General features: G+C 46.4%; 23 protein-coding genes and 1 riboswitch. Of the genes, 4 read left to right on the plus strand and 19 right to left on the minus strand.

All coding sequences use genetic code 11. The annotated features are described in order from the left end of the window. Positions 1–160: 160 nt before the first annotated feature. The 13 genes from BLV90_RS09150 to BLV90_RS09205 all read right to left on the minus strand — a co-directional run bounded on the left by BLV90_RS09150 (position 161) and on the right by BLV90_RS09205 (position 14,060). Positions 161–823: a FadR/GntR family transcriptional regulator gene (locus BLV90_RS09150; RefSeq protein ID WP_091739631.1), complete on the minus strand. Its 663-nt coding sequence runs from the start codon at positions 821–823 to the stop codon at positions 161–163. Positions 824–845: 22 nt separating this feature from the next. After that, positions 846–2,081, minus strand: coding sequence for an NADP-dependent malic enzyme (ystJ, locus tag BLV90_RS09155; protein ID WP_281242013.1), 1,236 nt, complete (start codon positions 2,079–2,081; stop codon positions 846–848). A 215-nt stretch (positions 2,082–2,296) separates the two neighbouring features. Continuing rightward, entirely contained in the window at positions 2,297–2,434 is a 138-nt protein-coding gene (locus BLV90_RS16240) for a hypothetical protein (RefSeq protein ID WP_177167976.1), read from the minus strand. A gap of 146 nt (positions 2,435–2,580) precedes the next feature. Next, entirely contained in the window at positions 2,581–3,150 is a 570-nt protein-coding gene (locus BLV90_RS09160; protein ID WP_177167977.1) for a precorrin-2 dehydrogenase/sirohydrochlorin ferrochelatase family protein, read from the minus strand. A gap of 188 nt (positions 3,151–3,338) precedes the next feature. Continuing rightward, complete coding sequence (cobA, locus tag BLV90_RS09165; protein WP_091739636.1) at positions 3,339–4,112, minus strand: uroporphyrinogen-III C-methyltransferase; 774 nt, start codon at positions 4,110–4,112, stop codon at positions 3,339–3,341. Positions 4,113–4,152: 40 nt separating this feature from the next. Continuing rightward, positions 4,153–4,368, minus strand: a complete 216-nt coding sequence (locus BLV90_RS09170) for a DUF3906 family protein (protein WP_091739639.1) — start codon at positions 4,366–4,368, stop codon at positions 4,153–4,155. 12 nt (positions 4,369–4,380) lie between these two features. Beyond that, positions 4,381–6,012 carry a nitrite/sulfite reductase gene (locus tag BLV90_RS09175; protein WP_091739642.1) on the minus strand — a complete coding sequence of 544 codons (1,632 nt, stop codon included), beginning with the start codon at positions 6,010–6,012 and terminating at the stop codon, positions 4,381–4,383. Between the two features lie 42 nt (positions 6,013–6,054). Next, positions 6,055–6,648, minus strand: coding sequence for an adenylyl-sulfate kinase (cysC, locus tag BLV90_RS09180; protein ID WP_091739645.1), 594 nt, complete (start codon positions 6,646–6,648; stop codon positions 6,055–6,057). Between the two features lie 13 nt (positions 6,649–6,661). Beyond that, positions 6,662–7,810, minus strand: coding sequence for a sulfate adenylyltransferase (gene sat, locus BLV90_RS09185; protein WP_091739648.1), 1,149 nt, complete (start codon positions 7,808–7,810; stop codon positions 6,662–6,664). Positions 7,811–7,877: 67 nt separating this feature from the next. Beyond that, positions 7,878–8,963: a sulfate permease gene (locus tag BLV90_RS09190; protein WP_091739651.1), complete on the minus strand. Its 1,086-nt coding sequence runs from the start codon at positions 8,961–8,963 to the stop codon at positions 7,878–7,880. A 12-nt stretch (positions 8,964–8,975) separates the two neighbouring features. Next, positions 8,976–9,734 carry a phosphoadenylyl-sulfate reductase gene (locus tag BLV90_RS09195; RefSeq protein ID WP_091739883.1) on the minus strand — a complete coding sequence of 253 codons (759 nt, stop codon included), beginning with the start codon at positions 9,732–9,734 and terminating at the stop codon, positions 8,976–8,978. 37 nt (positions 9,735–9,771) lie between these two features. Beyond that, positions 9,772–9,878, minus strand: a riboswitch (SAM riboswitch). 146 nt (positions 9,879–10,024) lie between these two features. Then, entirely contained in the window at positions 10,025–10,585 is a 561-nt protein-coding gene (locus tag BLV90_RS09200) for a phosphatidylglycerophosphatase A family protein (protein WP_091739653.1), read from the minus strand. A 16-nt stretch (positions 10,586–10,601) separates the two neighbouring features. Beyond that, a complete protein-coding gene (locus BLV90_RS09205) occupies positions 10,602–14,060 on the minus strand; it encodes a DNA polymerase III subunit alpha (RefSeq protein WP_091739656.1) in 3,459 nt (1,152 codons plus the stop codon). 181 nt (positions 14,061–14,241) lie between these two features. On the opposite strand from BLV90_RS09205, the gene BLV90_RS09210 reads away from it, so the two are divergent. The 4 genes from BLV90_RS09210 (at position 14,242) to BLV90_RS09225 (ending at position 15,843) form a co-directional block, all read left to right on the plus strand. Further along, positions 14,242–14,574, plus strand: a complete 333-nt coding sequence (locus BLV90_RS09210) for a YtrH family sporulation protein (RefSeq protein ID WP_091739659.1) — start codon at positions 14,242–14,244, stop codon at positions 14,572–14,574. 4 nt (positions 14,575–14,578) lie between these two features. Then, entirely contained in the window at positions 14,579–15,103 is a 525-nt protein-coding gene (locus tag BLV90_RS09215) for a hypothetical protein (protein WP_091739662.1), read from the plus strand. A 77-nt stretch (positions 15,104–15,180) separates the two neighbouring features. Then, positions 15,181–15,411: a YtzJ family protein gene (locus BLV90_RS09220; protein WP_091739665.1), complete on the plus strand. Its 231-nt coding sequence runs from the start codon at positions 15,181–15,183 to the stop codon at positions 15,409–15,411. An 84-nt stretch (positions 15,412–15,495) separates the two neighbouring features. Beyond that, on the plus strand, positions 15,496–15,843 hold the full coding sequence (locus tag BLV90_RS09225) for a YtpI family protein (RefSeq protein ID WP_091739668.1): 348 nt from the start codon (positions 15,496–15,498) through the stop codon (positions 15,841–15,843). A gap of 93 nt (positions 15,844–15,936) precedes the next feature. On the opposite strand, the gene BLV90_RS09230 is transcribed toward BLV90_RS09225, so the two are convergent. The 6 genes from BLV90_RS09230 to proV form a co-directional block, all read right to left on the minus strand. Continuing rightward, positions 15,937–16,833 (minus strand): alpha/beta fold hydrolase, encoded by an 897-nt coding sequence (locus BLV90_RS09230; RefSeq protein WP_218142292.1) that lies wholly within the window; start codon positions 16,831–16,833, stop codon positions 15,937–15,939. A gap of 359 nt (positions 16,834–17,192) precedes the next feature. Further along, positions 17,193–18,107, minus strand: coding sequence for a non-homologous end-joining DNA ligase (ligD, locus tag BLV90_RS09235; RefSeq protein ID WP_091739671.1), 915 nt, complete (start codon positions 18,105–18,107; stop codon positions 17,193–17,195). A gap of 50 nt (positions 18,108–18,157) precedes the next feature. Continuing rightward, positions 18,158–19,081, minus strand: coding sequence for an ATP-dependent DNA ligase (locus BLV90_RS09240; RefSeq protein WP_091739673.1), 924 nt, complete (start codon positions 19,079–19,081; stop codon positions 18,158–18,160). 29 nt (positions 19,082–19,110) lie between these two features. After that, positions 19,111–19,941 (minus strand): non-homologous end joining protein Ku, encoded by an 831-nt coding sequence (gene ku, locus BLV90_RS09245; protein ID WP_091739675.1) that lies wholly within the window; start codon positions 19,939–19,941, stop codon positions 19,111–19,113. A gap of 358 nt (positions 19,942–20,299) precedes the next feature. Continuing rightward, positions 20,300–22,018: an ABC transporter permease/substrate binding protein gene (locus BLV90_RS09250; RefSeq protein ID WP_091739886.1), complete on the minus strand. Its 1,719-nt coding sequence runs from the start codon at positions 22,016–22,018 to the stop codon at positions 20,300–20,302. Further along, entirely contained in the window at positions 22,005–23,219 is a 1,215-nt protein-coding gene (gene proV / locus BLV90_RS09255) for a glycine betaine/L-proline ABC transporter ATP-binding protein ProV (protein ID WP_091739678.1), read from the minus strand. Before proV ends, BLV90_RS09250 begins: the two co-directional genes overlap by 14 nt. Positions 23,220–23,391 lie beyond the last annotated feature (172 nt).

The raw sequence follows: 23,391 nt of genomic DNA on the forward strand, positions 1-23,391 counted from the left end.
AACTATAACCGTCCTCATGCTTCCATCAGGTTATCCTGCACTCCCATGGAAACCACATTTCACCGATCATAGCACAGAATGATTTTAAACTGCAACGAACCTCTTACCAGAATAGATGGGCTTCCCCTCATCATACTTCTTTAAACGATTGAAATCCTGCCTATGACAGATGTCTCTCCAATGCCACAGCCGCAGCATCCGCATCCCTTCTCCGCAAATGATCGACGATCTCCCTGTGCTGTACAACCGCCTGATGTAGCCTTCCTTCACGGGTGAAAGAAGATTGACGGATCGCTTGTCCAAATTGGACAACAGGATACCACACGCGTAGCAGCAACTGGTTTTGGGCTATTTTTATAAGTCGACGATGAAAGCCATAGTCCTCTTCAATCGGGATTTCACCTTTGACAATCTTCTTTTCCATATCCAAACAAAATCCTTCGAGCGCCTCCCAATCTTCTTCTTTCCCTCGAATGGCGGCTTGACGCACTGCGCCCATTTCAAGCAACGTACGCATCTCAGAAAGATGCTGTTTGGTTGGTTCATCCCGCAGGATATAAAACGCCAAAAGATCAATCAGTCGATGAGATTCATAGGGTTGAAGATATGTTCCTTCTCCTCGCCGGGTTGTGATTATCCCCAGAAGTTCTAGTGCACGTAAAGCTTCGCGCACAGTAGAACGTCCTACATTCAAACGGGATACCATCTCCCGTTCAGAAGGCATTTTCTCCCCTGGAGATAACCCATCCTCTTCGATCAACTCATGAATCCGTAAAACAATCGAGTTAAACTTACTACCTGTTGTGATTGGATACGTAACCATAAAATACCTCGTTTCCAGTCACTCAACCCTCTTCGTGAGTCAGTTTCCGTGTCCGTTCAGCGACTTCCTTAGGATCGAGTTGAATACGGGCCTGATTCGTCTTCATCGCAGCCCGTGCGACCTCTGCTGCTACCCGCGGTGCTACTTCCTGATTAAATGGAGCTGGGATCACATAGTTTGCATCTAGCTCATTCTCCCCAATCAGATCCGCAATCGCATAGGCGGCCGCTACCTTCATCTCTTCATTGATACTACTTGCTCGTACATCTAACGCTCCACGGAAAATCCCAGGAAATGCAAGCACGTTATTCACTTGATTAGGAAAATCGGACCGGCCCGTTCCAACTACTTTCGCTCCCGCTTGGTAGGCTTCTAAAGGCATAATCTCAGGGACTGGGTTGGCCATAGCAAAAATGATCGGATCACGATTCATGGAACGTATCATGTTCGGAGTTACTGCACCTGCAACAGAAACGCCAATAAATACATCTGCACCCTTCATCGCTTCTGCCAAATCACCCTGAACACCACTCTGGTTTGTAACCTGGGCAATATGTTCCTTTATGCTGTTCATCCCATTTGCACGGCCTTCATAGATAGTCCCTTTGCTATCACACATAATAATATCCTTCACACCTAGGGAGAGGAGCAACTTAATGATCGCAATCCCTGCAGCACCCGCTCCATTGGCTACCACCTTGATTTCATCCATTCTTTTATTGACGACTTTTAGTGCATTGATTAACCCAGCAAGTGTAACAATAGCGGTCCCATGCTGATCGTCATGAAAAACAGGAATATCAAGCTCTCGTTTTAAACGCTCTTCGATTAAAAAGCATTTCGGAGCAGCGATATCTTCGAGATTCACACCACCAAAGGTAGGTGCAAGTAGCTTTACCGTTTCTACAATTCTGTCCACTTCGTTGGTGTCTACACAAAGGGGGAACGCATCCACACCAGCAAAAGCTTTGAAAAGAACCGCCTTTCCTTCCATCACTGGCATCGCGGCATGGGGGCCGATGTTGCCCAAACCAAGTACCGCAGTCCCATCCGATACGATTGCAACCAGGTTCCCCTTCATGGTATAGTCGTATACTTTGCCTTCATCTGCATGAATATCTTTACAAGGCTCTGCTACACCTGGAGAATAGGCCAAGGACAGATCTTCTGCATTGTTTACAGCAACTTTTGACCTCACCGTCAGTTTACCCTGATTATCGCGGTGCATCTTCAATGCTGCTTCTCGCAAAGTGGACAAGCTATTCACTCCTTCAGTTCCATGACAGCAGTGGTCAGACCAGTTGTCATAGCATGATTATACCAGATGTGAGATCATTGGAAAACTCGCCCTAGGAGTAGGAAGAATTCTCCATCAAATGGTCGGCCACCAGCACATACAGAGGGTGAGACAGGCTTAAGCTTCTCACCGGCTAAAATTGAAATATTGGGATAATAGGAGCATGGAATGATCCATTAATCGATAAATACCAGACCACATATTCCAACAAGACCCGCAAAGGTGATCGCACATAGTACAAGGATGATAAGGACCCACTTCTCTTCTCGTTTACGCTTACTTTCTTCGTCCAAAGACCCTTTATGAACTGCCATCATGCCGTCCCCCCGTGTAATCATATCCAGCCACTTTACTTCGATAGATCTTCCCTACATCATAACGCATGTAGGAGTGGATAGCGATGCATCCACGGATTTACCATCAATTTTTATAAAATTGATGAGAGGATGAAGCATATCCATCATTCTTTCTTAAACATCTCTTCTACTCCATCAACTAATCGTTGATGCCTATCCTGCTCCCTGATTTCGCTCTTCTTTAACCTCTCTCGCAACTGATATAACTGTTCCACTTTTTCTCCCCAGGTTTCATCATACTGGCGAGCAAGATCCTCTCGAATGCGCCTGGCAAGGATCGGGCTTGCCCCTCCAGTAGAAACAGCAAAAGTCAACTTTCCCCTATTCAACGAAACGGGAACATGAAAATTGCCTAGAGAGGAGTCATCAACGACATTCACTAGACAATGAGAACCTGCCGCCTCCGCCACTGCACGATTGGTTGCTTTATTGTCTGTCGCGGCAACAATCACCCATGCTTTATCAAGGTCTCCAGGTTCAAAGGGCTTCCGATGCCAGTGGAGCACCCCCTGATTCACCCTTTCCATTAAAGTTGGAGTAATTTCAGGAGCCACGATGGTCACCTGGGCACCTGCTTCACACAATGTTCTCACTCGGCGAGCCGCTATTTTCCCACCACCAATCACCGTCGCCAAACGACCTCGCAGGTTCACCATCAGTGGAATATGAGCCACCGTACACCCTCCCTCTTCTTCCCTGTTACTCACTCTCATTCCCTATATCATAGCCGAAAACCCGCTCCATTGGCCAACACCAGCCACAACACCAAAAAAACCTCCATTTTTTTAAAACGTAAAGACCCGATTCAATCTAGTAACGAACTTACGTTGCTAGATTGGACCAGGTCTTTACAAGTGACCGATCAATACTCCCCGACGGCATCCTTCGCCTCAGACCACTTTTCAAACCAGTTGAGTTGATCTCGTAGGCGAACAACTTCCCCAATCAAGATTAACGTCGGATTTTTTACTTCCTCGCGGTAAGCATCCTCTACCAGAGTAGCCAGTGTCGTCGTCACAGTGCGTTGTTCTCCCGTTGTTCCCCATTGAACAAGGGCAACGGGGGTACTGGAGGGTTTCCCATGAGTGAGCAGTTTCTCCTGGATGTAAGGGAGGTTTTTCACACCCATATAAATAGCTAGGGTATCGATTCCTTTAGCTAAACTAGCCCACTTCACATCCTCTACCTCACCTTCTTTACGGTGACCCGTAATGAAGGCAAAGGTGGCCGCATGCTCTCGATGAGTAACAGGGATCCCTGCATAGGCAGGAGCCGCGATGCCCGCAGTAATTCCTGGAACGACTTCAAACTCTAGACCGTGTTTCACTAACGCTTGTGCTTCCTCGCCACCGCGACCGAAGACAAAGGGGTCACCTCCTTTAAGCCGGGTAACGGTTTTACCAGAGGCGGCGTGTTTAACAAGAAACTTATTGATCGTCTCTTGCTTCATCGTATGATAGTGGGGGAGTTTGCCACAGTAGATAAGATCTGCCCCTGGGCGAGCGTACTCCAGAAGCTCTTGATTGATCAACCGATCATATAAAATTACATCCGCTTCCCGTATCGCGCGTACCCCTTTCAGAGTGATCAACTCCGGATCTCCTGGACCCGCTCCCACCAGATAAACTTTACCCATCACAGCAACCTCCCAATACGCGCTCCTTTACCCTAGCTAATCAGAGCATCGTTTCTTGACCTTGTATGACGTATCCGCCACCTTTTTGGATACGTCGCTTTTCATACAACGACAAATCTTCTATCTCAGGCATTCTCAGGTAGTGTTTCTCTAGCTCCACATCTACCAGTCGGAATGCTTCATTATCATCCTGTGCGGCAATAATGATATGAATCACTTCACCTTCGATCACTGCTTCAAAACGGTATAGCTGCATCTTCTGTCCTCCTTAGGACACCTGAGGAATCACTTGAGCCAAAATATCATCAAGCACTTCCTGAAGCTGTTCCACTCCAATCCGTTCTACAAAGGCGAAGAAGGATTCTTCACTCTCTTTATTCTCCTTAAAGTAAAGGAGGAAATTGCGAAGCACATCGGGTAGATAATCCCCATCGATTTTCCCTTTTAATTTTTCGTTAAATTTCCCGCCATCCTGGAGGGTTCCGCCTACATAGATTTCAAAGGCTTCCACCATTCCGCTCTTCTCCTTAGACTTCATCTTAATCCCTTGAAGTCCAATATCGGCAATTTGACGCTGCCCACAAGAGTTGGGGCAACCCACCATATGCATCCGTACAGGAACATCCAGTTTGACTTCTTCATCGAGATACTCTGCAATCCGCCGCATTCGCTCTTTCGTCTCGGTCAAGGCAAGATTACAATACTCGATCCCTGTGCATGAAACCGCATAGCCGATAAATTTGGGTGGATTGATGCGAATCCGGTCAAAGATTTTTTCTTTGAGTAGTACTTCCACCTGTTCATCAGGAATATTGGGGATGAGGAGGTTTTGCGAGTTACTGTTGCGGATCTCACCATCGCCAAATTTCTTTGAAATCCGGGCCAATTCAAGTACTTCTGCCGAGGTAAGTCGTCCTACGGGTACATTAAGACCCACATAGTTTAACCCCTCTTGTTTTTGAGCATGGACTCCGTAGAAAAACCCTGCGTTCCAATCTTTTAGTTGGTTTTCCCCACGCTCTGGTAATGGACCCGTATACTCGAGTAGTTTTTCTTTAAACTTCTCAGGTCCCCAATCTGCCATGAGGAATTTCAAACGAGCCCGGGTTCGTTTTTGTCGATATCCATAATCCCGAAAGATGGTGGTGACGGCAATGGCAACCTCCATCACTTGTTCCGGACGTATAAAGACGTCTAACTCCTCTGCCAGAAAGGCCCGTGCGGATAGACCGCCTCCAACTTTCAGATGAAAACCGATCACCTTTTCTCCATCAATCTCTTTTACCGCTGGAACAAAGGCGAGATCATTGATCTCTGCATGCGCTGGGTTATGCACATTGGAACTGATGGATATTTTATATTTCCGCGGTAGATTGGAGAAGTCCTCATTATTTTGAAAGAAGCGGTATACCTCTTCCACAATGGGGCGTGTATCTAAGGTCTCATGGGGGTCTAACCCTGCAAGGGGGTTCCCCATAATGTTGCGTGTGATATCCCCGCAAGCACCCGTGCTAGAAAGACCTACTTTTTCTAATCGTTGAAAGATATCTGGAATCTCTTCAATACGCAACCAGTGGAATTGGACAGCTTGCCGTGTGGTGATATCAAAGACATCGCGTCCGTAATCCCGTGCAATATGCGCAAGAGCAACGGTTTGCTCATAGTTGAGAACACCTGAGGGGACATTGACCCGCATCATAAAGTAGCCATCTTCCTTCGGCTTTTGTAGATAGAGGCCTGCCCACTTAAACATCGGCCAGCGTTCTTTCGGGATGGAATCAAATCCACCCTCTGCATAGCGTGGGATATCCTTTAAAATTTCTAGGCCATCATACTCGAGCTTCTCTTTTTCCGTATCATTTAGCTTTTCTTCATTAACCCATTTCTTAACGTAAGCCATCTTTCTCTCCCCTTCCTATGTGCTACACAACATAGCTGTTATTTAGAGAAGTCCCTCTTCTTCGAGGAGACTGATCACCTTGGCCACCGATTCCTCCACCGTTTCACGATCGGTGTCTATAATTAACTCCGGTGCGAGCGGCTCTTCATAGGGAGAGCTGACTCCAGTAAACTCGGGAATTACTCCTTGGCGTGCTTTTTCATAAAGCCCTTTGGGATCCCGTCGTTCACATTCCTCTAAGGAACAACGAACATGAATCTCGATAAACTCTTTCTCTTCTATAAGGGTACGCACCTTATTACGATCCTCACGAAAAGGAGAGATAAAAGCAGTTAGTGCAAACTGACCACTATCGACAAATAGCTTCGCTACCTCACCGATCCGGCGGATATTTTCGGTACGATCCGCCGCAGAAAAGCCAAGGCCTTGGTTTAGCCCATGCCGGATATTATCCCCATCGAGAACATAGCTCCGTGCATTGCGATCTAGTAAAGCCCGGTCCACAGCGTTAGCCAATGTGGATTTTCCTGAACCGGAGAGACCGGTAAACCAGAGAACCGCGCTACCATGACCATTCTTCTTTCGACGCTCCGCCTTATCTACTGTAACCTGATGCCATACGATATTGGTACTCATCTATTACTCCCCCTCAACCAGTGGTGACTGACGTTTCACTAACTCCACGAATCAGGACATCTGCTACTTCTGCACGACTAAATGTAGCTGGCGGCCTCTCCCCATTACGAAGCATCGCCCTTACCTTCGTACCGGATAGTGCCACATGATGTTCCGAATCGTGAGGGCAGGTTTTTGGGGTAGCCATATTACCACATGCTTCACAATAAAAGGCGTGCTCAAAGAATAGGGGCTGAATGCCGAGTTCTCCTGGCTTAAACTCTGCAAAGATCTTCTGAGCATCATAGGTGCCATAGTAGCTTCCAACACCCGCATGATCTCGTCCAACGATAAAATGGGTGCACCCATAGTTCTTCCGTACGAGAGCGTGGAAAATGGCTTCACGTGGCCCTGCATAGCGCATCGCCGCTGGAAATACAGCAAGAAAAACACGCTCAGTAGGATAATACTTCTCCAACAACACCTCATAACTTTCCATTCTTACATTTGCGGGAATATCATCTGATTTCGTTTCACCTACTAACGGGTTGAGGAAGAGACCATCCACTGTCTCCAAGGCTGTTTTTTGAATGTATTCATGGGCTCGGTGTACTGGATTTCGAGTCTGGAAACCAACGATTGTCTCCCAACCACGATCAGCAAAAGCCTGACGTGTATCCACCGGATCAAGATGATACGTTGCAAAGGGCTTTTCAGGACGTTGAATGAGTACAATATCTCCACCCAGGTAAACCTCTCCTCGCTCAAAGAGTTTCTTCACCCCTGGATGAGCAAGATCTGTTGTACGATAGACCTTCTCTGCTTCCAAATTCTTATCCGGGACATATTTCTCTTCTAAAGAAAGAACTCCGTACACAACCCCTTCTTTGACAAGCTTCACTTCATCCCCAAGCTGGAGAGCCTCCGCCTTCTCCTGTGAGACAGGCAGTGTAATCGGAATGCTCCAAGGCTGCCCCTCTGTAAGACGCATATGCTCGACTACGGAACGGTAGTTCTCTCCTTTGAGAAAACCCGTGAGTGGACTATAGGCCCCAATTCCGATCAATTCCAGATCACTAAGAGCAATCGCATCCAGCTCTACTTCATGGATCAGATCATCTACGGAACGTCCCGGTTCAAAGCGCTGGATTAGTGTACCTCCATGGGGGATACTCATACTCATCAACTCCACTCCTCTTTATTTCTCATCGATTTAGTCGGATTTGTAAGATGAACTTAACCAACTTCGTTCAAATACCGTCCCCATGTTCATGGAAGGATCGCCGCTCCCTTTGAACCGATCTCATCAGACTGATGGAGCCTGCGGTAGCCACTAACACACTCACTAGGACAAGTACTGTATAAAAATCTCCTTGAATAAAGATTTTTACCAAGGCATAAGCGATGACGAGGGAAAATACAGGGGAGACAACCCACACCTTCATCATCTGAGCGATTACATTCTTCTGCCTGTAGGTAAAGCCCTGCTTAGCTGTGCCTATACCAATAATGGCTGAGGATGTAATTTGGGTAAGAGGAACAGGAATGCCCAGCATAGAAGCCCCGATCACAAGCCCTGCCCCTGTACCAGAGATTGCGCTTCCTTCCAACAAGGAAATATCCGTAATTCGCTTTCCATTCGTTTCAAGCGCTCTCCGCCCAAGAAGAAGTGCCCCAAGAGCTACAAACATTCCACCATATAGAATTCCGTCTGATACGGAGAGGACTTTGGCCCCAACAAGTGGCCCCACCGCGTTGGCAACATTATTCATCCCCGCTGAGTAAGCTTCCATAAATCCAGCGAGAACAAGTAGCCAAGCTAATGGCCTTCGAATATGTGGAGCATCTAGAGAAGGAAGGCGGCTCTTCGCCCATTGGATTCCCTTTCCTACTACCAACGCAAGAAGAAATGCGATCCCTGGAATGAGTATCCAAAATAATAGAATCGTACCCATCTTGGACCAGGCTACCGCCTCCCCCTGATAGGCCACTCCAGCACCCACCACTGCCCCAACGGTTACTTCACTTGTGGATAATGGGATGCCTAGAAGGTTCGCGATAAATAAGGATAGACAAGCGGATGAGAGAACAACAAGGGCTATCTTTATCGTCATGATGGAGCCTGGCACTATACCTGAACCAATAGTTTTCACTACTTCTCCACCACCCAGTGCCGCTCCGAGAAACACACCCAAACCACTGATAAGCAAAGCAACTACTGGTTTTCTAACCGCTCCAGCGCCATAGGCAACTCCCATCGAAGCTGCAGCTCCACTCGCCCCGATATTCATGGCAAAAAAGAACGCTACGATTACACCTGCATAGAGTACTGTCATCGTCTTCTCCTGTTAAGGCTGAACATGGAGACCACATTCTGTCTTCTGACTACCCACCCAGCGTCCTGCTCGATGATCTTGTCCTTCCTTGACAGCCAACGTGCATTTATCGCAACCAATACTGGGATATCCCTGATCATGGAGGGCATTATAGGGAAGGTTCTCTCTACGAATGTAAGCCCAGACATCATCCCAGGTCCAATGAATTAAGGGACATACCTTGATTGAACTAAATCGATCATCCTTGTTTACAAACTGAGTAAACTGGCGGCTAGGTGACTGATCCCGCCGAAGACCTGAAAGCCACGCCGTCGCAGACGCCAATGCCCGTTCAAGGGGGATAATTTTACGTAGATTGCAACATTGATTCGGTTGACGTTCCCATAGCGCCTCACCATATTGCTCCGCCTGTTCCGCAACGCTCAGATCTGGCTTCGCCATCTCAATCCGCAGCTCTGGATACCGCTTCTTTACTTGGTTAATCACATCGTAGGTTTCTTTAAAATGAAGACCCGTATCAAGAAAAACAACCTGAGCATCGGGTTTCACCTTGGAAATCAGATCGATCAAAACCATTCCTTCAGCTCCAAAGCTACATGCATAAACCAAATCATCCTCATATTCGCTATAAGCCCACTCCAGGACGCGTAGACTTCCCTTCAATGGATCTCCGATGGGGAATACTGGAAGATCTTTTCCCCAATTTTCGTATGTCAATTGTGCTCCCAAGCGGACCACCTCCAAAAGGATAAAATAAAAAAGCTCCTCCATTATGGATAGAACTTGGCTGAAGGGACTATTCCAATCAACCTTATCTTCCAAAATGGAGCCCATTTCGCTGGAATTGGCACCTTATGCTGATGACAGGTTGCCGGGCTTCATCGGGCCAAGTCCCTCCACCACTCTCGATAAGATTTTAGTCTCATTTTAGTGAGTACCCAACGAGAAGTCAACCCCTTTCCCTAGTTTTAAGATCGGAATTACCATTAATTATTAAACACACCAAAAAAACCGGGGTTTTCCCCGGTCAAAATTTATCAGTTAGCACTCCTCTTCACTAACTAAGCCCCCTCTTCTTTTTTATCTATCAAATCGATCTCTTCTTCACGATAACGTTCCATATCTGGATTCTCGTGGGCAATCCGAGCAGATGCTGCTGCGGCTACCCCAGCGACCAGATCATCCAAGAAAACATGAACATTGCCTGTGCGATTGTTTAAATCACGAAGAATGCCAATCTTTATTTTATCCAGGTACCCAAAGCTGGTCAGGCCAATCGTTCCATACACATTGGTGATAGACAAGGCTAGAATCTCATCCAACCCATACAAAGGCTCATCTATCTCCATCATCAGTTGCAAGGGATTAGGCAGACGCTTCTCCTCTGCCAATACATCAAGAGCGATCCCCGTAATAATCGCGTGCTGTATCTCCCGTTTTTTCAGCACTTGTTCAACACTAGTCAAGCACTGATCCTTTTTTAAATGCTCATTGTAGGGACGTTGCAATTCATAGGCGATTTCAGCGATATCCATAAGCGTAACACCTCGCTGGGCGAGAAGGCGGAGGGTATGATCATATAACAAGGGAATCCACCCACTTTTCGGACAGTCGTGGTTCATTCTATGTCGCCCCCTCTTATCGGGTGCCGGGTGGAGAAACCTCTTTCAAGCGGAATGATTGCATCCCCAATATTTCTTCGACGTGCGCCTTGCACGCAGCGGAGGGGCGGATCCCATACTTTGCAACAGGTAGGGCAAGTACTTTGCCTGTGGATTCATAATAAAGTCGCACCGCCACCGTTCCCTCATAGGAGGCAAGGACCTTGTGTAAAGCCGCCATCGCGGCAGTCCCCTCCTTCTCCCGTGAAATACGAATATAGGCTTCTACCCGGGGAGTGCGGCTCTTTATTGTTCTCTTTTGGGGGGCATGAGTAGCTACTCGTTCCAGATCCTCAATCGTCCCTGGAATCAGCTTCACTCCTTTTTCATGGTGATTCACCCTCCCCGACACCCAAATCGGCCGATCCAATTGCAAAAGGGTTCGATACTGACGCAGGGTAGTAGGAAAGACTACCAATTCTACTTGATGAGAAAAGTCCTCTAGCGTGACAAACGCCATCCCTTCTCCTTTTTTGGTCGTAATCCCCTTTACCTCTCGCACCAGGCCAGCAACCGTCACCTTCGTATCCTCAGGAACATCTTCTAAGTCAGCCAATCGATGATCGGTTGTGTGGGTGATCGTCTCTCCAAAGGCTTCCAATGGATGCCCGGATAAGTAGAGCCCAAGTAAGTCTCTCTCCATCTCCAATTGCTCATGCTGATTAAAAGGTTTGACATGACTGTAATCAAATTTTCCTGTAGCGCTCGTGGCAGGTTCATCAAAGAGTTGGAGCTGGTTCTCTGATGCACGCCGCTGATGCTCTCCACCATGCTCCATCGCTTCGTCCAACATCGCGAGTCCTTTCGCTCGATGTTCAAGCAAATTATCCATCGCGCCACACTGAATCAGCGACTCAATCACTCTCCGATTACAATTACGCAGATCGACTCGGTCACAAAAATCGAAGAGATCTCTAAATTCCCTGTTCCTTCTCTCCTTCAAGATGGAGGTAATCGCATGGGTGCCCACATTTTTAACAGCTCCCAATCCCATGCGAATCCCCTCCCCCTTCACACTAAAAGCTCGATCACTCTCATTGACATCCGGGTGATAGACCGGAAGGCCCATTCGGCGACAATCCTCAATATACTCCGCCATCTTGCTATGATTCCCCATCACGGTCGTCAACAGAGCGGACATAAAATGTTGGGGATAGTTCGCTTTCAGAAAAGCTGTCTGATACACGAGCACCGCATAGGCCGCTGAATGGCTTCGGTTAAACCCATAATCGGCGAATTGGACAATCAGGTCGTATACCTTTTTGCCCGTCTCCACACTAATCCCTTTTGCCGTTGCACCCTGAACAAAAGCTTCCCTTTGTTCGTCCAGAACCCTTCGTTTTTTCTTTGAGACTGCTCGTCTGAGGATATCTGCCTGTCCAAGGGTAAAACCTGCCATAGTACTCGCGATGCGCATAATCTGTTCCTGATAAACGATAATTCCATAGGTATTTTCTAAAATAGGCTTTAGCTTTTCATGTGGATAATCAACCTTCTCCAGGCCATGTTTCGCCCGGATAAATCGAGGAATTTGCGCCATCGGCCCTGGTCGATATAAGGCCAGTACAGCGATCAAATCCTCAAAAACCGTCGGCTTCAGCTCACGCAATACCTTGCGCATGCCGGATGATTCCAGCTGAAAGACACCCATCGTCTCTCCTTTACCCAACATCGCATAGGTAGCTTTATCGTCATAGTCATCACCGCTAAAATTAATGATAACTCCTTCTTTTTCTTTAATCGCCGCAATCGTCCGTTCGATTACTGTTAAATTGCGTAGTCCGAGGAAATCCGCCTTCAATAGACCAATCTCTTCTAAGGCTTCCATCGGATATTGGGTAAGAGAAATGCCCTCGTTTCCTTCTTCCAATGGCACAAAATCGGTCAAATCTCCTTGTGAGATGACCACTCCTGCGGCATGGGTAGAAGCATGTCTCGGAATGCCTTCCACCTTGGCTACGGTCTCCATCAGTCGTGTCAACCGAGGATCTTGCTTACTCCATTGAGCCAATTCCGACTCGGGCTTCATCACTTCCTCTAATCGGATACCGGGTTGAAGCGGAATCATTTTTGCTGCCTTGTCAATATCACTATACGGTAGTCCCATCACTCTTCCCACATCCCGCACAGCCGCACGAGGAGCCATGGTACCAAAGGTAATAATTTGCGCCACACGATGAGCCCCATACTTCTTCGTCACATATTCGATCACTTCATCGCGCCGCTCATAGTTAAAATCGATGTCAATATCAGGCATGTTAATCCGCTCTGGATTGAGAAATCGTTCAAAAAGTAGATAATATCGGATCGGATCAATATCCGTGATTTTTAATACATAGGCGACAAGACTTCCTGCTGCTGATCCCCGTCCAGGACCTACAGCAATCCCCGCTTCCCTAGCAAACCGGACAAAATCCCAAACAATCAAGAAATAATCAGAGAACCCCATCTCCCCAATGACCGACAATTCATATTCAAGCCGCTCTCTCACCTCTTCTGTCAATGTTCCGTAGCGAGACTGAGCCCCTTCCAGACAGAGGCGCCGAAGGTAGCTAGCTGCATGTTCTTCTTCCGGAACAGGAAAAGATGGGAGCAATCTTCCCCCTAGTGGAATTTCTACCTGACAGCGTTCAGCAATACGCCGTGTATTAGCCACTGCCTCAGGCAGATGAGCAAATAGGCGCGCCATTTCCTCTGCGGATTTTAGATAAAACTCCTCGGTGGGAAAACGTAGTCGCTCCTTCTCCTCCAGCTTACTGTTTGTACCGATGCAGAGAAGACAATCCTGCACCTCTGCATCCCGACGCGCTATATAATGAAGGTCATTGGTCGCAATAAGTGGAATTCCCATCCCCTGGGAAAGGCCGATTAATTGTCGATTCACTTGTTGCTGCTCAGGAATTCCATGATCCTGAAGCTCAAAAAAGAAATGGTCAGGGCCAAAGATCTCCTGATATTCCTCAGCCAAGCGATGAGCTTTCCTGGTATCTCCATCGAGAATCGCCTGGGGTATATCCCCTGCAAGACAAGAACTTGTAGCGATTAAGCCTTCACTATAACGACGAAGGGTCTCTTTATCTACCCGCGGTTTATAATGAAACCCTCGTAAATGGGCCTCGGACACCAATTTCATCAGGTTGCGATATCCCTCTGTGGTTTCTGCCAACAACAGAAGATGATGAATTCGACTTTCTCGCTGTGAAAGACGCTCTTCCATACTTGCAGTCAAGTACATCTCACAGCCAATGATGGGCTTGATTCCTTCTTCCTGACAAGCCTTATAAAAAGGAATCACTCCATACATCGCACCATGATCCGTGATGGCTAGACTATCAAACCCGGTCTCCTTTGCCTTCTTCACCAGCTCATGGATTCGTGCAGCACCATCCAAAAGGCTATATTCTGTATGTACATGCAAATGCACAAAGTCGCTCATATAATCACCCTGTATATGGATTCATGGTCCCATTATACCTCATCCATACACAGGCGAACATACGAACCCTTCTTTTCCCATCTACTACCAAAAAAGGCTATGCGCCTGTCCACATAAACCACCTTATCTACTCATAATGATGTAACAACGCACGTTTTCTTCAGCAAAGGGGGGCGCCAGTTTGTCAGCTGGGGATTTTTGGTCCACATCTGTTCTCAATTTTTGTATCGCTCTCGGTGTTGTGCTCGGCGGATCAACAATGGGTGGGGTGGGTGCCTTCTTTACCAATCAACCCCCACTCTACGTCATGGATAATTTGGCAGACCAATTAAAAATTTGGGCACTCGTTGCCGCCCTTGGTGGCACCTTTGACACCATCAAGTCCTTTGAACTTCATATTCTCGGTGGAGAATTAAATCAGGTATTCCAACAGATCTTTTTCATCCTCAGTGCATTTATTGGAGCCCATATCGGTACCACTTTGGTCCGTTGGCTGATCAACGGAGAATGGTGATACTATGTTTAAGGGGAGACATATTCGCCATATCCGGCTCATCGTCGCTTTCGTATTAGGCATCATCATCGGGTGTATCACGATGACCATCTCGTATGGAGCGAAATTAGAAGGCCTCTACGCAGAACGGGAAACACTCTACTATGAATACAATCAGCGAGTGAAGAAAATACAGCTTCTCCAGCAAGACTTAGACAAACGAGCCCAACAAAACGCTCGCCAACAAGAAGGTTCCCAGATCATCAAGCAAATCCAAGTAGAGATTGACTCTCCTGTGAAATTTAATCAAAGCATTGTAAAAACTGAGGTAGAGACAATCCTTAAGCCTTTCCTTAACAAGTCCGTCCGTTGGGTAAGTAGTGACCCAGCTCTGTTAGACACCATGTTAAAAAAGCGGTTGGTCAAACTACCCGACAAAAATACAGTGGAAATCCGCTTAAAGTATCTTGCTTTTTTCGACTCAGAGTTGAAGGTATGGGTGTCCGCTAGGGAAATATCTGACAAAGATGTGTCTATGAGTGGAGAATAATCGCCAAACTTCCCCCGAATGTGTATGATATAGGTAGACCTACATGTGTATGATATAGATAGAAGGGGGGAATCCCATTGATTATCAATCGTAAACAATTGGCGAAGGCAAAAATAGAAAAATTAAAACGAGGATACTCTGCTTATGCAGAGAGCAAGGAAGTTGCTCAATTGATTGAAAAGGAACTTGGGCGTCTTAATCTTCCTGTATTTATTGATCGTACGGCGATTGGCTATTGGTTTATCCCAAAGGGACAAGGAGATTCCCACCGACAAAGCCCCCCCGATCAGATGGAGTCTCCCCGTTGACCCATTTTAAGTTACGCAAGCTTCCGCCTGCGAGCGGAGGCGTTTTTTTGTACATAACAACGAAAAAATAAGGTGGTTTTCCCTATGAAAATCCTCCTCTTGAGCTTAGTTATCTTTATCATCATCACTGCGCTCCGTACCTTCACCCTCAGTATGGCATCCCATCGAACAGAAGGCTTACCCCAAATGAAACTGCGCGCCAAGATGAACATCTGGATGGGAACGATGTTTCTAGCCATTGCCTTGTTACAAGCACTATCCTTGTCTGGAAACTGGATCCGATCCATCCTATTGCTCATCATCGCTGCCCTTGGCCTCTTCAACCTTTTCGCAGGCTGGAGCAATCTGCTTCGCGTTCGTCGATTGGAAGAAGAACAAAAACAGAGCCCAGATACCATAGATCATGAGGATGGGGACAAAAAAAAAGAATAAATATAGCACATCAACCGTACAATAGATGGCTCATTGTACGGTTGATGTGCTTTTATAGCGGACAACCTATAAAAAAATCCTTTTTCCCCATGTTTACACAATAAGAAAATTGCTGAGAGCTTTTAGCAAACCTTTAGGATCTTCCTCAGCAATCAGGTGACCACAAGGCAAAGAGTATCCTTGTACATTGGCGGCTTCTTCATGCCACAAAGCAAGAACATTGAATAATTGACCGACGGTTCCATACTCACCCCATATTACAAGCAATGGGGGCTCTGCCTTATGCCCCTTAAATTCATCATGGATTTTCTTATCGATGGTAACAGAGGCCCGATAGTCATTACAAACAGCATGCACACAAGCCGGGTTTTGATAACATCTCAGGTATTCCGCAAAGGCACCTGGCGTAACTGCTCCTGGAGTCTTACTTTGTTCTTCCAGGTGGGTCAGCAAGTATAAGCTTGGTACAGCACCTATCATACATTCGGGCAATGGCGCAGGCTGGATGTGAAAAAACCACCAGAAGTACCTCGTGGCAAACTCCTGGTTCGTATGATCATACATGAGTGTCGCTGGAGCGATATCGAGGACTACTGCACGTTCGATCACCTGTGGATAGTCCAGCATCATTTGATGTAACACACGGGCACCACGGTCATGACCAACAGCCTGAAAGCGGCTGAAGCCAAGGGAGTACATTACTTCAACTTGATCGATTCCCATTGCTCTCTTTGAGTAATTGATGTGATCAAGACCACCATCAGGTTTACTAGAATCACCATAGCCACGAAGATCTGTCAATACAACAGTGAAGTGTTTTGCGAGTGGTCCCGCAACTTTATGCCAGGCGACATGGGTCTCTGGGGGTCTCTGGATGCCCGTGTAGCAATAAAAGTGGTGGCCCACTACCACCGACAAGCGTGTTGATGGTAGCGCCACTGGTACATATAAATTGTTGTTGGAAACCAGGGAAGAAGTGCATGTTAGCAACCGCCCAAGGACCTGCAGCTTGGTTTGAAGCGTTGACTGCAGTAGCATAGTCTGTTGGAAGTTGGATACAACCCTGGCTATAGTCAGCAGACCCCATTAAGTTTTTCGTTCTTCGCATGCCTGTATCCAGATCAAAAATCAGTGGAGACAGTTTGCCGGAAAAATTTTGCGAATCATCAAAATGGGGCATGTTGTTATCACCTTTCAAAATGATCTGTTAAATATCGCGCTTTATAGTTAATTGACATCTTTTTATGTGATTTTGTTCATTTTAACTTTAGAGAGAAATCGCTTCTCCTTAGAATAGAAAAAGCCCACTACGCTATCTTCTTCCTGAATAGCTTCGATATCCAGGCCGGCTACCGTTTTTTCCTGTTCAAGAAGGCTAGAATGGGATCCAATCGATAAGGAGAAGCTGGTTGAACCACCTTTTGAAAAGGGTCTCCCTTTAGAGAAAGACGCTTATGAATCGTGTTGACAGTGAAGGCTTGTGGAGTAAGGCCCGGTTTGAGTTCATCCCAGGTAAGCGGTGTGGAAACGGGTGCTCCTGGTCGAGCACGGGTACTGTAGGGAGCAATGAGGGACTTTCCCCGCCAGTGTTGGAGGTAATCAAAGTAAACTTTCTCCCCTCGTTTATCCACTTTTCTCTCCAAGGTGATTAGATCCGGACGACGACCGGCCAGGTAATCCGCTAAAAAGTGGCTAATCCGACGTGTTTGTTCAAAGGGGTAGATCGGTTGAATCGGTACATAAACTTGAAGCCCAGTAGCTCCCGATGTTTTAACTACACCATCCAGGTCTAATTCTCGGAGAGCTTCGCGAGTGAGGAGTGCGGTTTCAATGACTCGATCAAAATCCTCAACAGACGGATCAATATCAAATACCAGTTCTGTAGGCATTCCAGGATCATCTGCCCGATCAAATGAAAGGTGGTATTCGAGGCAGGCCAGATTTGCCAGCCACACCAACGTTGGAGCATTCTCCAAGAGAATATAGTTCAATTTTCCCGATGAAGCCGTTGAAATCCAATCCGGTATATGGGAAGGGGCATTTTTTTGATAAAAGCTCTCTCCACCCACACCATGCGGCCAGCGAATCATAGTGAGAAAGCGACGGCGGGCATAGGGGAGAATATAGGGAGCAAGCCGTGTAAGATGAAGGATCCAGTCCCACTTGGTTAACGATATATCCGGAAATAGCACTTTGTCTGGATTAGAAATACGAATTTCTCGTTCTTCTATTTGTACTGTACTAGCTTTGCTAACTTTGCCCATATGTTCTTCTCCTTCCCACTCGTAACTCATACTTCTCCGGATCATCAAGACTAGATCGATGATGAGGATGATAAAAATCCTTCGATCCTTGGAGAGCGAAGGCTTCCTACAGGAGTCCATTCTAAGTATCGAACCTTAACCTGGAGCGATGGAACAATCCAATGAATGTCACGATCAGATGGTGGATTGACCACTGTGGGGCTGGATCGCTCTTGTGATGGGTACCAGTCAGCAAGTATCTGGCGCTCTTCGGCACTCAATCCTGACCCTGCTCGTCCAATATAACGCCAACCATTTTTCCCCTCAGGCAACGCTAATGCCAGAGAATGAACGCCGCCTGTTCCAAGAATAACCCCACTCACGGTTGCTGTAAGCAGACGAAAATGCTTCACCTTCTGCCAGGTGGGATGTTTGCCCCCTGGATGATAAAGACCCTCCCGTTCCTTCATGATGATGCCCTCCCACCCTCTATGACGAGTTTCCTCCCATAGAGCGGATCCATCGTCAAAACTATCCGTTTGTTGAATCCTCTCCTCCTTTACATGGGAGAATAAATCCTGAAGCCGCGCCTGTCGATAAGACAAGTATTGATCGATCAATAAGCGACTCTCCTCATAAAGAAGGTCAAAAATCATAAAATGAACGGGGAGTTGCCGTGCGAGAATTTGTATCCGGTGGGAAGCAGAAACTAAATCCCTTTTTAGTATTTGAAAAAAATCGGACTTCCCCTGATGAAAAACAACTAATTCGCCATCAAGAATCACATTAGTGAAAGGTAATCGAGAGAGGGAAGCTATCATATCGGGGTATCGTTCGGTCCGATCGGCTCCCTTACCATTAATCAACCGAATGTTTCCTTGATCGAGATAGGCAAGCATTCGAACTCCATCCCATTTTGCCTGATAGAGCCAATTCTTTGATTGGAACACCTCATCCCGCAGCATGGGTTTCATCGGTGAAATTCGTTTCAGCATGCAAAAGCCCCTTTTCCTTCATACACCACTTACTCCGCCACCTTTTTCTTCTTGGTGGTACTTGTTTTTTTCCGTCCTGTCTTCTTCTTCGATGTTCCCGATTGATTGAGACTTGCCTTCAGAGCTTCCATGATGTCGACCACTTGTTCTGGTTGCCGTTCGGGTGCTTCGACAATATCCTCCCCTTTAACCTTCTTCTCAATCGCCTCCTCCAAAGCTTCTCGATAGTCATCTTGATACTTTTTGGGTTCAAAGGGAACGGTCAGTTGATCGATTAATTGAATCGCCATTTTTTTCTCTTTCTCAGGTAGTTCCATCTCTAAAGGAACATCAGGGATAAGTCCAGCATCCCGTACTTCATCGGGGTAGAAGATAGTCTCAACCACTAAACTGTTTTGGAAAACGCGTACCACGGCTAATGACTGTTTTGAACGAATGGTCACCTTGGCTATCCCAATCTTTCCACTCTCGTTCATAGCAGCACGCAAAAGGGCATAGCCGCGATCTCCGTGGTCTCCAGGTCCTAAATAGTAGGTTTTATCGAAATAAATAGGATCAATTTCTTCCAAGTTAACGAAGTCAAGAATTTCGATGGATTTCCGATTTTCGGGCATGATTGCCTCGATCTCCTCTTTTTCCATCAATACAAATTGATTATCCGCGTATTCAAATCCTTTAACGATATCTTGCCAAGGAACCTCTTCGTCACAATTGGGACACCTCCGGGCATATTCAATCGGAGTTTTACATTTGCGGTGAAGATTACGAAACGAAATACTCTTCTCCTTCGTTGCAGAAAACATCTTCACTGGAATATTGACTAAACCAAAACTGATGGATCCTTTCCAAACGGTATGCATGGTAAATGAATCTCCCTTCAACGATACTTATTTAGCTAAGTTTATGTTCTATCTCAACGGTCTAGTCACTAAAACCATTCACTAATTGATTTCCAGCCACGGGATAAGTAGTACCTTAGCAGATCTTCAAGAGCTTCCAATTAATGTTTTTTCCTTGCTAAAAAGGCAAGCTCCATTCGCCCTTCACTTGTTTACAGAAAATCCGATGTATTATTCAGTATGTCCGTTGTCAGGAGGGTTGATTAACCAATAGTTGGTTGACCCCACAGCTAAAGCCCCCTTAGATCAACCTGTAAGATACAAAAAAACTCTCCACAGAATTTACTCTGTAGAGAGCCGATGTTACTTCAAATTTTCTTTACTTCGTCCATTGCTTCACTTTTTCTGGATTCTCTTTTACCCACTCGGCGGCTGCCTTTTCCGGTTTCTGACCTTTGTGGATCTTTAGCATCACTTGTTGCATATCTCCCACGGCCCAATGGAATTGGTCGAGGATTTTATGAGCCTTTGGATCCTTCCCTTTTAGGTCTTTACTAGCCATGGTATTGATTTGTTCCGTTCCACCATATACCTTCTTCGGATCCTTAAGGAATTTCAGATCGTACTGCTTAAACATCCAATGAGGAACCCAACCTGTCACAACGATGGGCTTTTTCGCGTTAATCGCTTTTTGTAGCGTTGCTGTCATCGCCGCATCGGAGCCTTCAACTAACTTCATACCTAAATCATAGCTTTTAAGCGCTTTTTCTGTGGCTTGCATTATCCCGGCACCAGAGTCGATCCCGATGATCTCATTATCAAACTGGCTTTTATCCTTCTTTAAATCATCGATAGTGTTTGCTTTTACATACTTAGGCACAGCCAACCCAATGCGAGTGCCTTTCAAATTAGGACCTAGATTATCAATTTGATCTTTGTATTGCTTGTAAAAATCCTTGTGGGTAAGAGGAAGCCAAGCAGCAACCATCGCATCCGCATTTCCTGCAGCGACACCCGACCACATGGGCCCAGCCTCTACTAGTTTCAGTTCCACTTTGTATCCTTCGTTTTCTAATACCTTTTTAATCACATTGGTACTAGCTACTTCCGATTCCCAGTTCACATAGGCAAGGGTGATTTTCTTACCACCACTCCCTGGTACAGCCTGCTTGTATAGGCCAAAGCTGACGAGAACCGCAACAGCTACCAGTGCAGTGATGGGTTTACCCCATCGACCAAGGAAGTTTTGGTTTTGACTAACACGAGTAGCTGATTTTTGCTTGCCCATATTTTGTGTTATACGGTCAAGGATGATGGCAATGATTACAATCGCCACTCCCCCTTCAAACCCTTTCCCTACTTCCAGACGACTGATCGATTGAAGAACAATCGCCCCAAGACCACCTGCTCCAATCATAGAAGAGATGACTACCATGGATAATGAGAGCATAATCGTCTGGTTAACCCCTGCAAGAATCGTCGGGCGAGCCAGAGGAAGCTGTACTTTGATCAGTTTTTGCCTTGGCGAAGAACCAAAAGCATCTGCCGCTTCAATCAAATCCTCTGCTACCTGACGGATCCCAAGGTTAGTAAGCCGGATGGTTGGTGGCATCGAGAAAATGACGGATGCGATAACCCCTGGAACGGAACCCAGAGAGAAGAAGAAAACGGCGGGAATCAGATAGACAAAGGCTGGCATCGTCTGCATAAAGTCCAATATTGGATTTAAAACGTTCTGCACACGCTGACTGCGAGCAGACCAGATTCCCATCGGGATACCGATCACGATAGATATAATCGTGGCTGTCAAGACAAGGGCTATGGTCTCAGCGCTTTCGCTCCAATACCCAAGATTATCAATCAATAACAACCCTAAAAAGGTAAAGAGTGCAATCGAGAGCCGACTGGCTAAAAAGGCCAGGAAGGCAATCACTAAGGCCACCACCAAAGGTGGAGCCGTATCAAATATAGTCTGGAAGAACTGAACCGTTGGTTCAATGATCGCTGTAATCAGTGCGAACAATGGCTTTAAGTTTGTTTGTAGCCATTCAACAGCCATATCGACCCAGTTATTTAAAGGTATCTTAGGAAGATGCATGACCATTCACCCCATTTCCTGCGAGGGCTGCGAAGATAGCTCCTCGAACGACCACTCCACGCAATTTCCCTTGCTCATCTACAACAACAGCGGGTTGCTTAAACTGTTGCTCCGCCATCAGTTGTAATAATTCACTTACTGGCATCTCTTCTGTCGCAGTCACGACATCGGTGATGAGTGCCATCTCGAGTGCTTTGTTCTCTTCCTTAGCTTCTACTGCTTTTTTAGCCTCTTCTGCAGTAAGAATCCCCAGGAATTTACGGTCCCTTCCCACTACCATCAAAGTAGAAGTTCCCTTTTCACGCATTCGCTTTAGAGCCACTCGAGGACCATCTTTACCAAGAACGAGTACTTCTGACCGTTTCATAATCGACCCAGCAGTCAGTACCTTGGTCAAATTAACGTCCTCGACGAATCGTTCCACATAGTCATTGGCAGGTTGGGTTAGTATTTCCTCGGGTGTACCCACTTGTACAATTGACCCATCCTTCATCAGAGCAATCCGATCACCAATGCGGAGCGCTTCGTCCAAGTCGTGGGTGATAAAAACGATGGTCTTATGCATACTCGCCTGCAAATCCAACAGCTCATCCTGCATGTCCTTGCGAATGAGCGGGTCAAGGGCACTAAAGGCTTCATCCATCAATAGAATATCAGGATTATTTGCCATCGCTCGTGCTAGACCGACCCGTTGTTGCATTCCACCAGAAAGTTGATCAGGAAAGCTGTTTGCATAATTCTTTAGACCCACCAACTCCAGAGCATCCAGTGCTTTACTTTCTCTTTCTTCTCGGCTCATACCCTGAACTTCTAAGCCGTATTCAACATTCGCCTGAACTGTTCGATGAGGAAACAACGCAAACCGTTGGAATACCATCCCCATCTTCGTTCTACGTAAACGACGTAACTCCTCAGCATTCATTTTGGCTACGTCTTCGCCATCCACCAATATTGAGCCATCTGTAGGGTTGATCAATCGATTGAACAACCGAACTAACGTTGATTTCCCACTACCAGAAAGACCCATAATGACGAAAACTTCCCCTGACTCAACATGGAAATTAGCAGCATTCACACCGACAGTCATCCCTGTACTCTTGAGAATCTCTTCTTTGCTTTTTCCTTGCCGAACCAATTCCACACCTTTTGTTGGGGTGCGTCCGAAAATTTTCGTGAGGCTTTTCACTTCGATTTTCTTCATTTTCTCCCCCTGCATTCTTTTGTTCTACGAATGAACACCAACATTTACTCTATATTACCCACTTGAAGGAATAAAAAGAGCATGTGAGCTTAAAAATCCCACATGGTGCTTAATGATAGCACATTTACGGTAAAAAGACCAAGGAACAACCTTATTTTCCTATTAGTATACT

The organism is Marininema mesophilum (assembly GCF_900106775.1).
In the GTDB taxonomy this organism is placed as follows: domain Bacteria; phylum Bacillota; class Bacilli; order Thermoactinomycetales; family DSM-45169; genus Marininema; species Marininema mesophilum.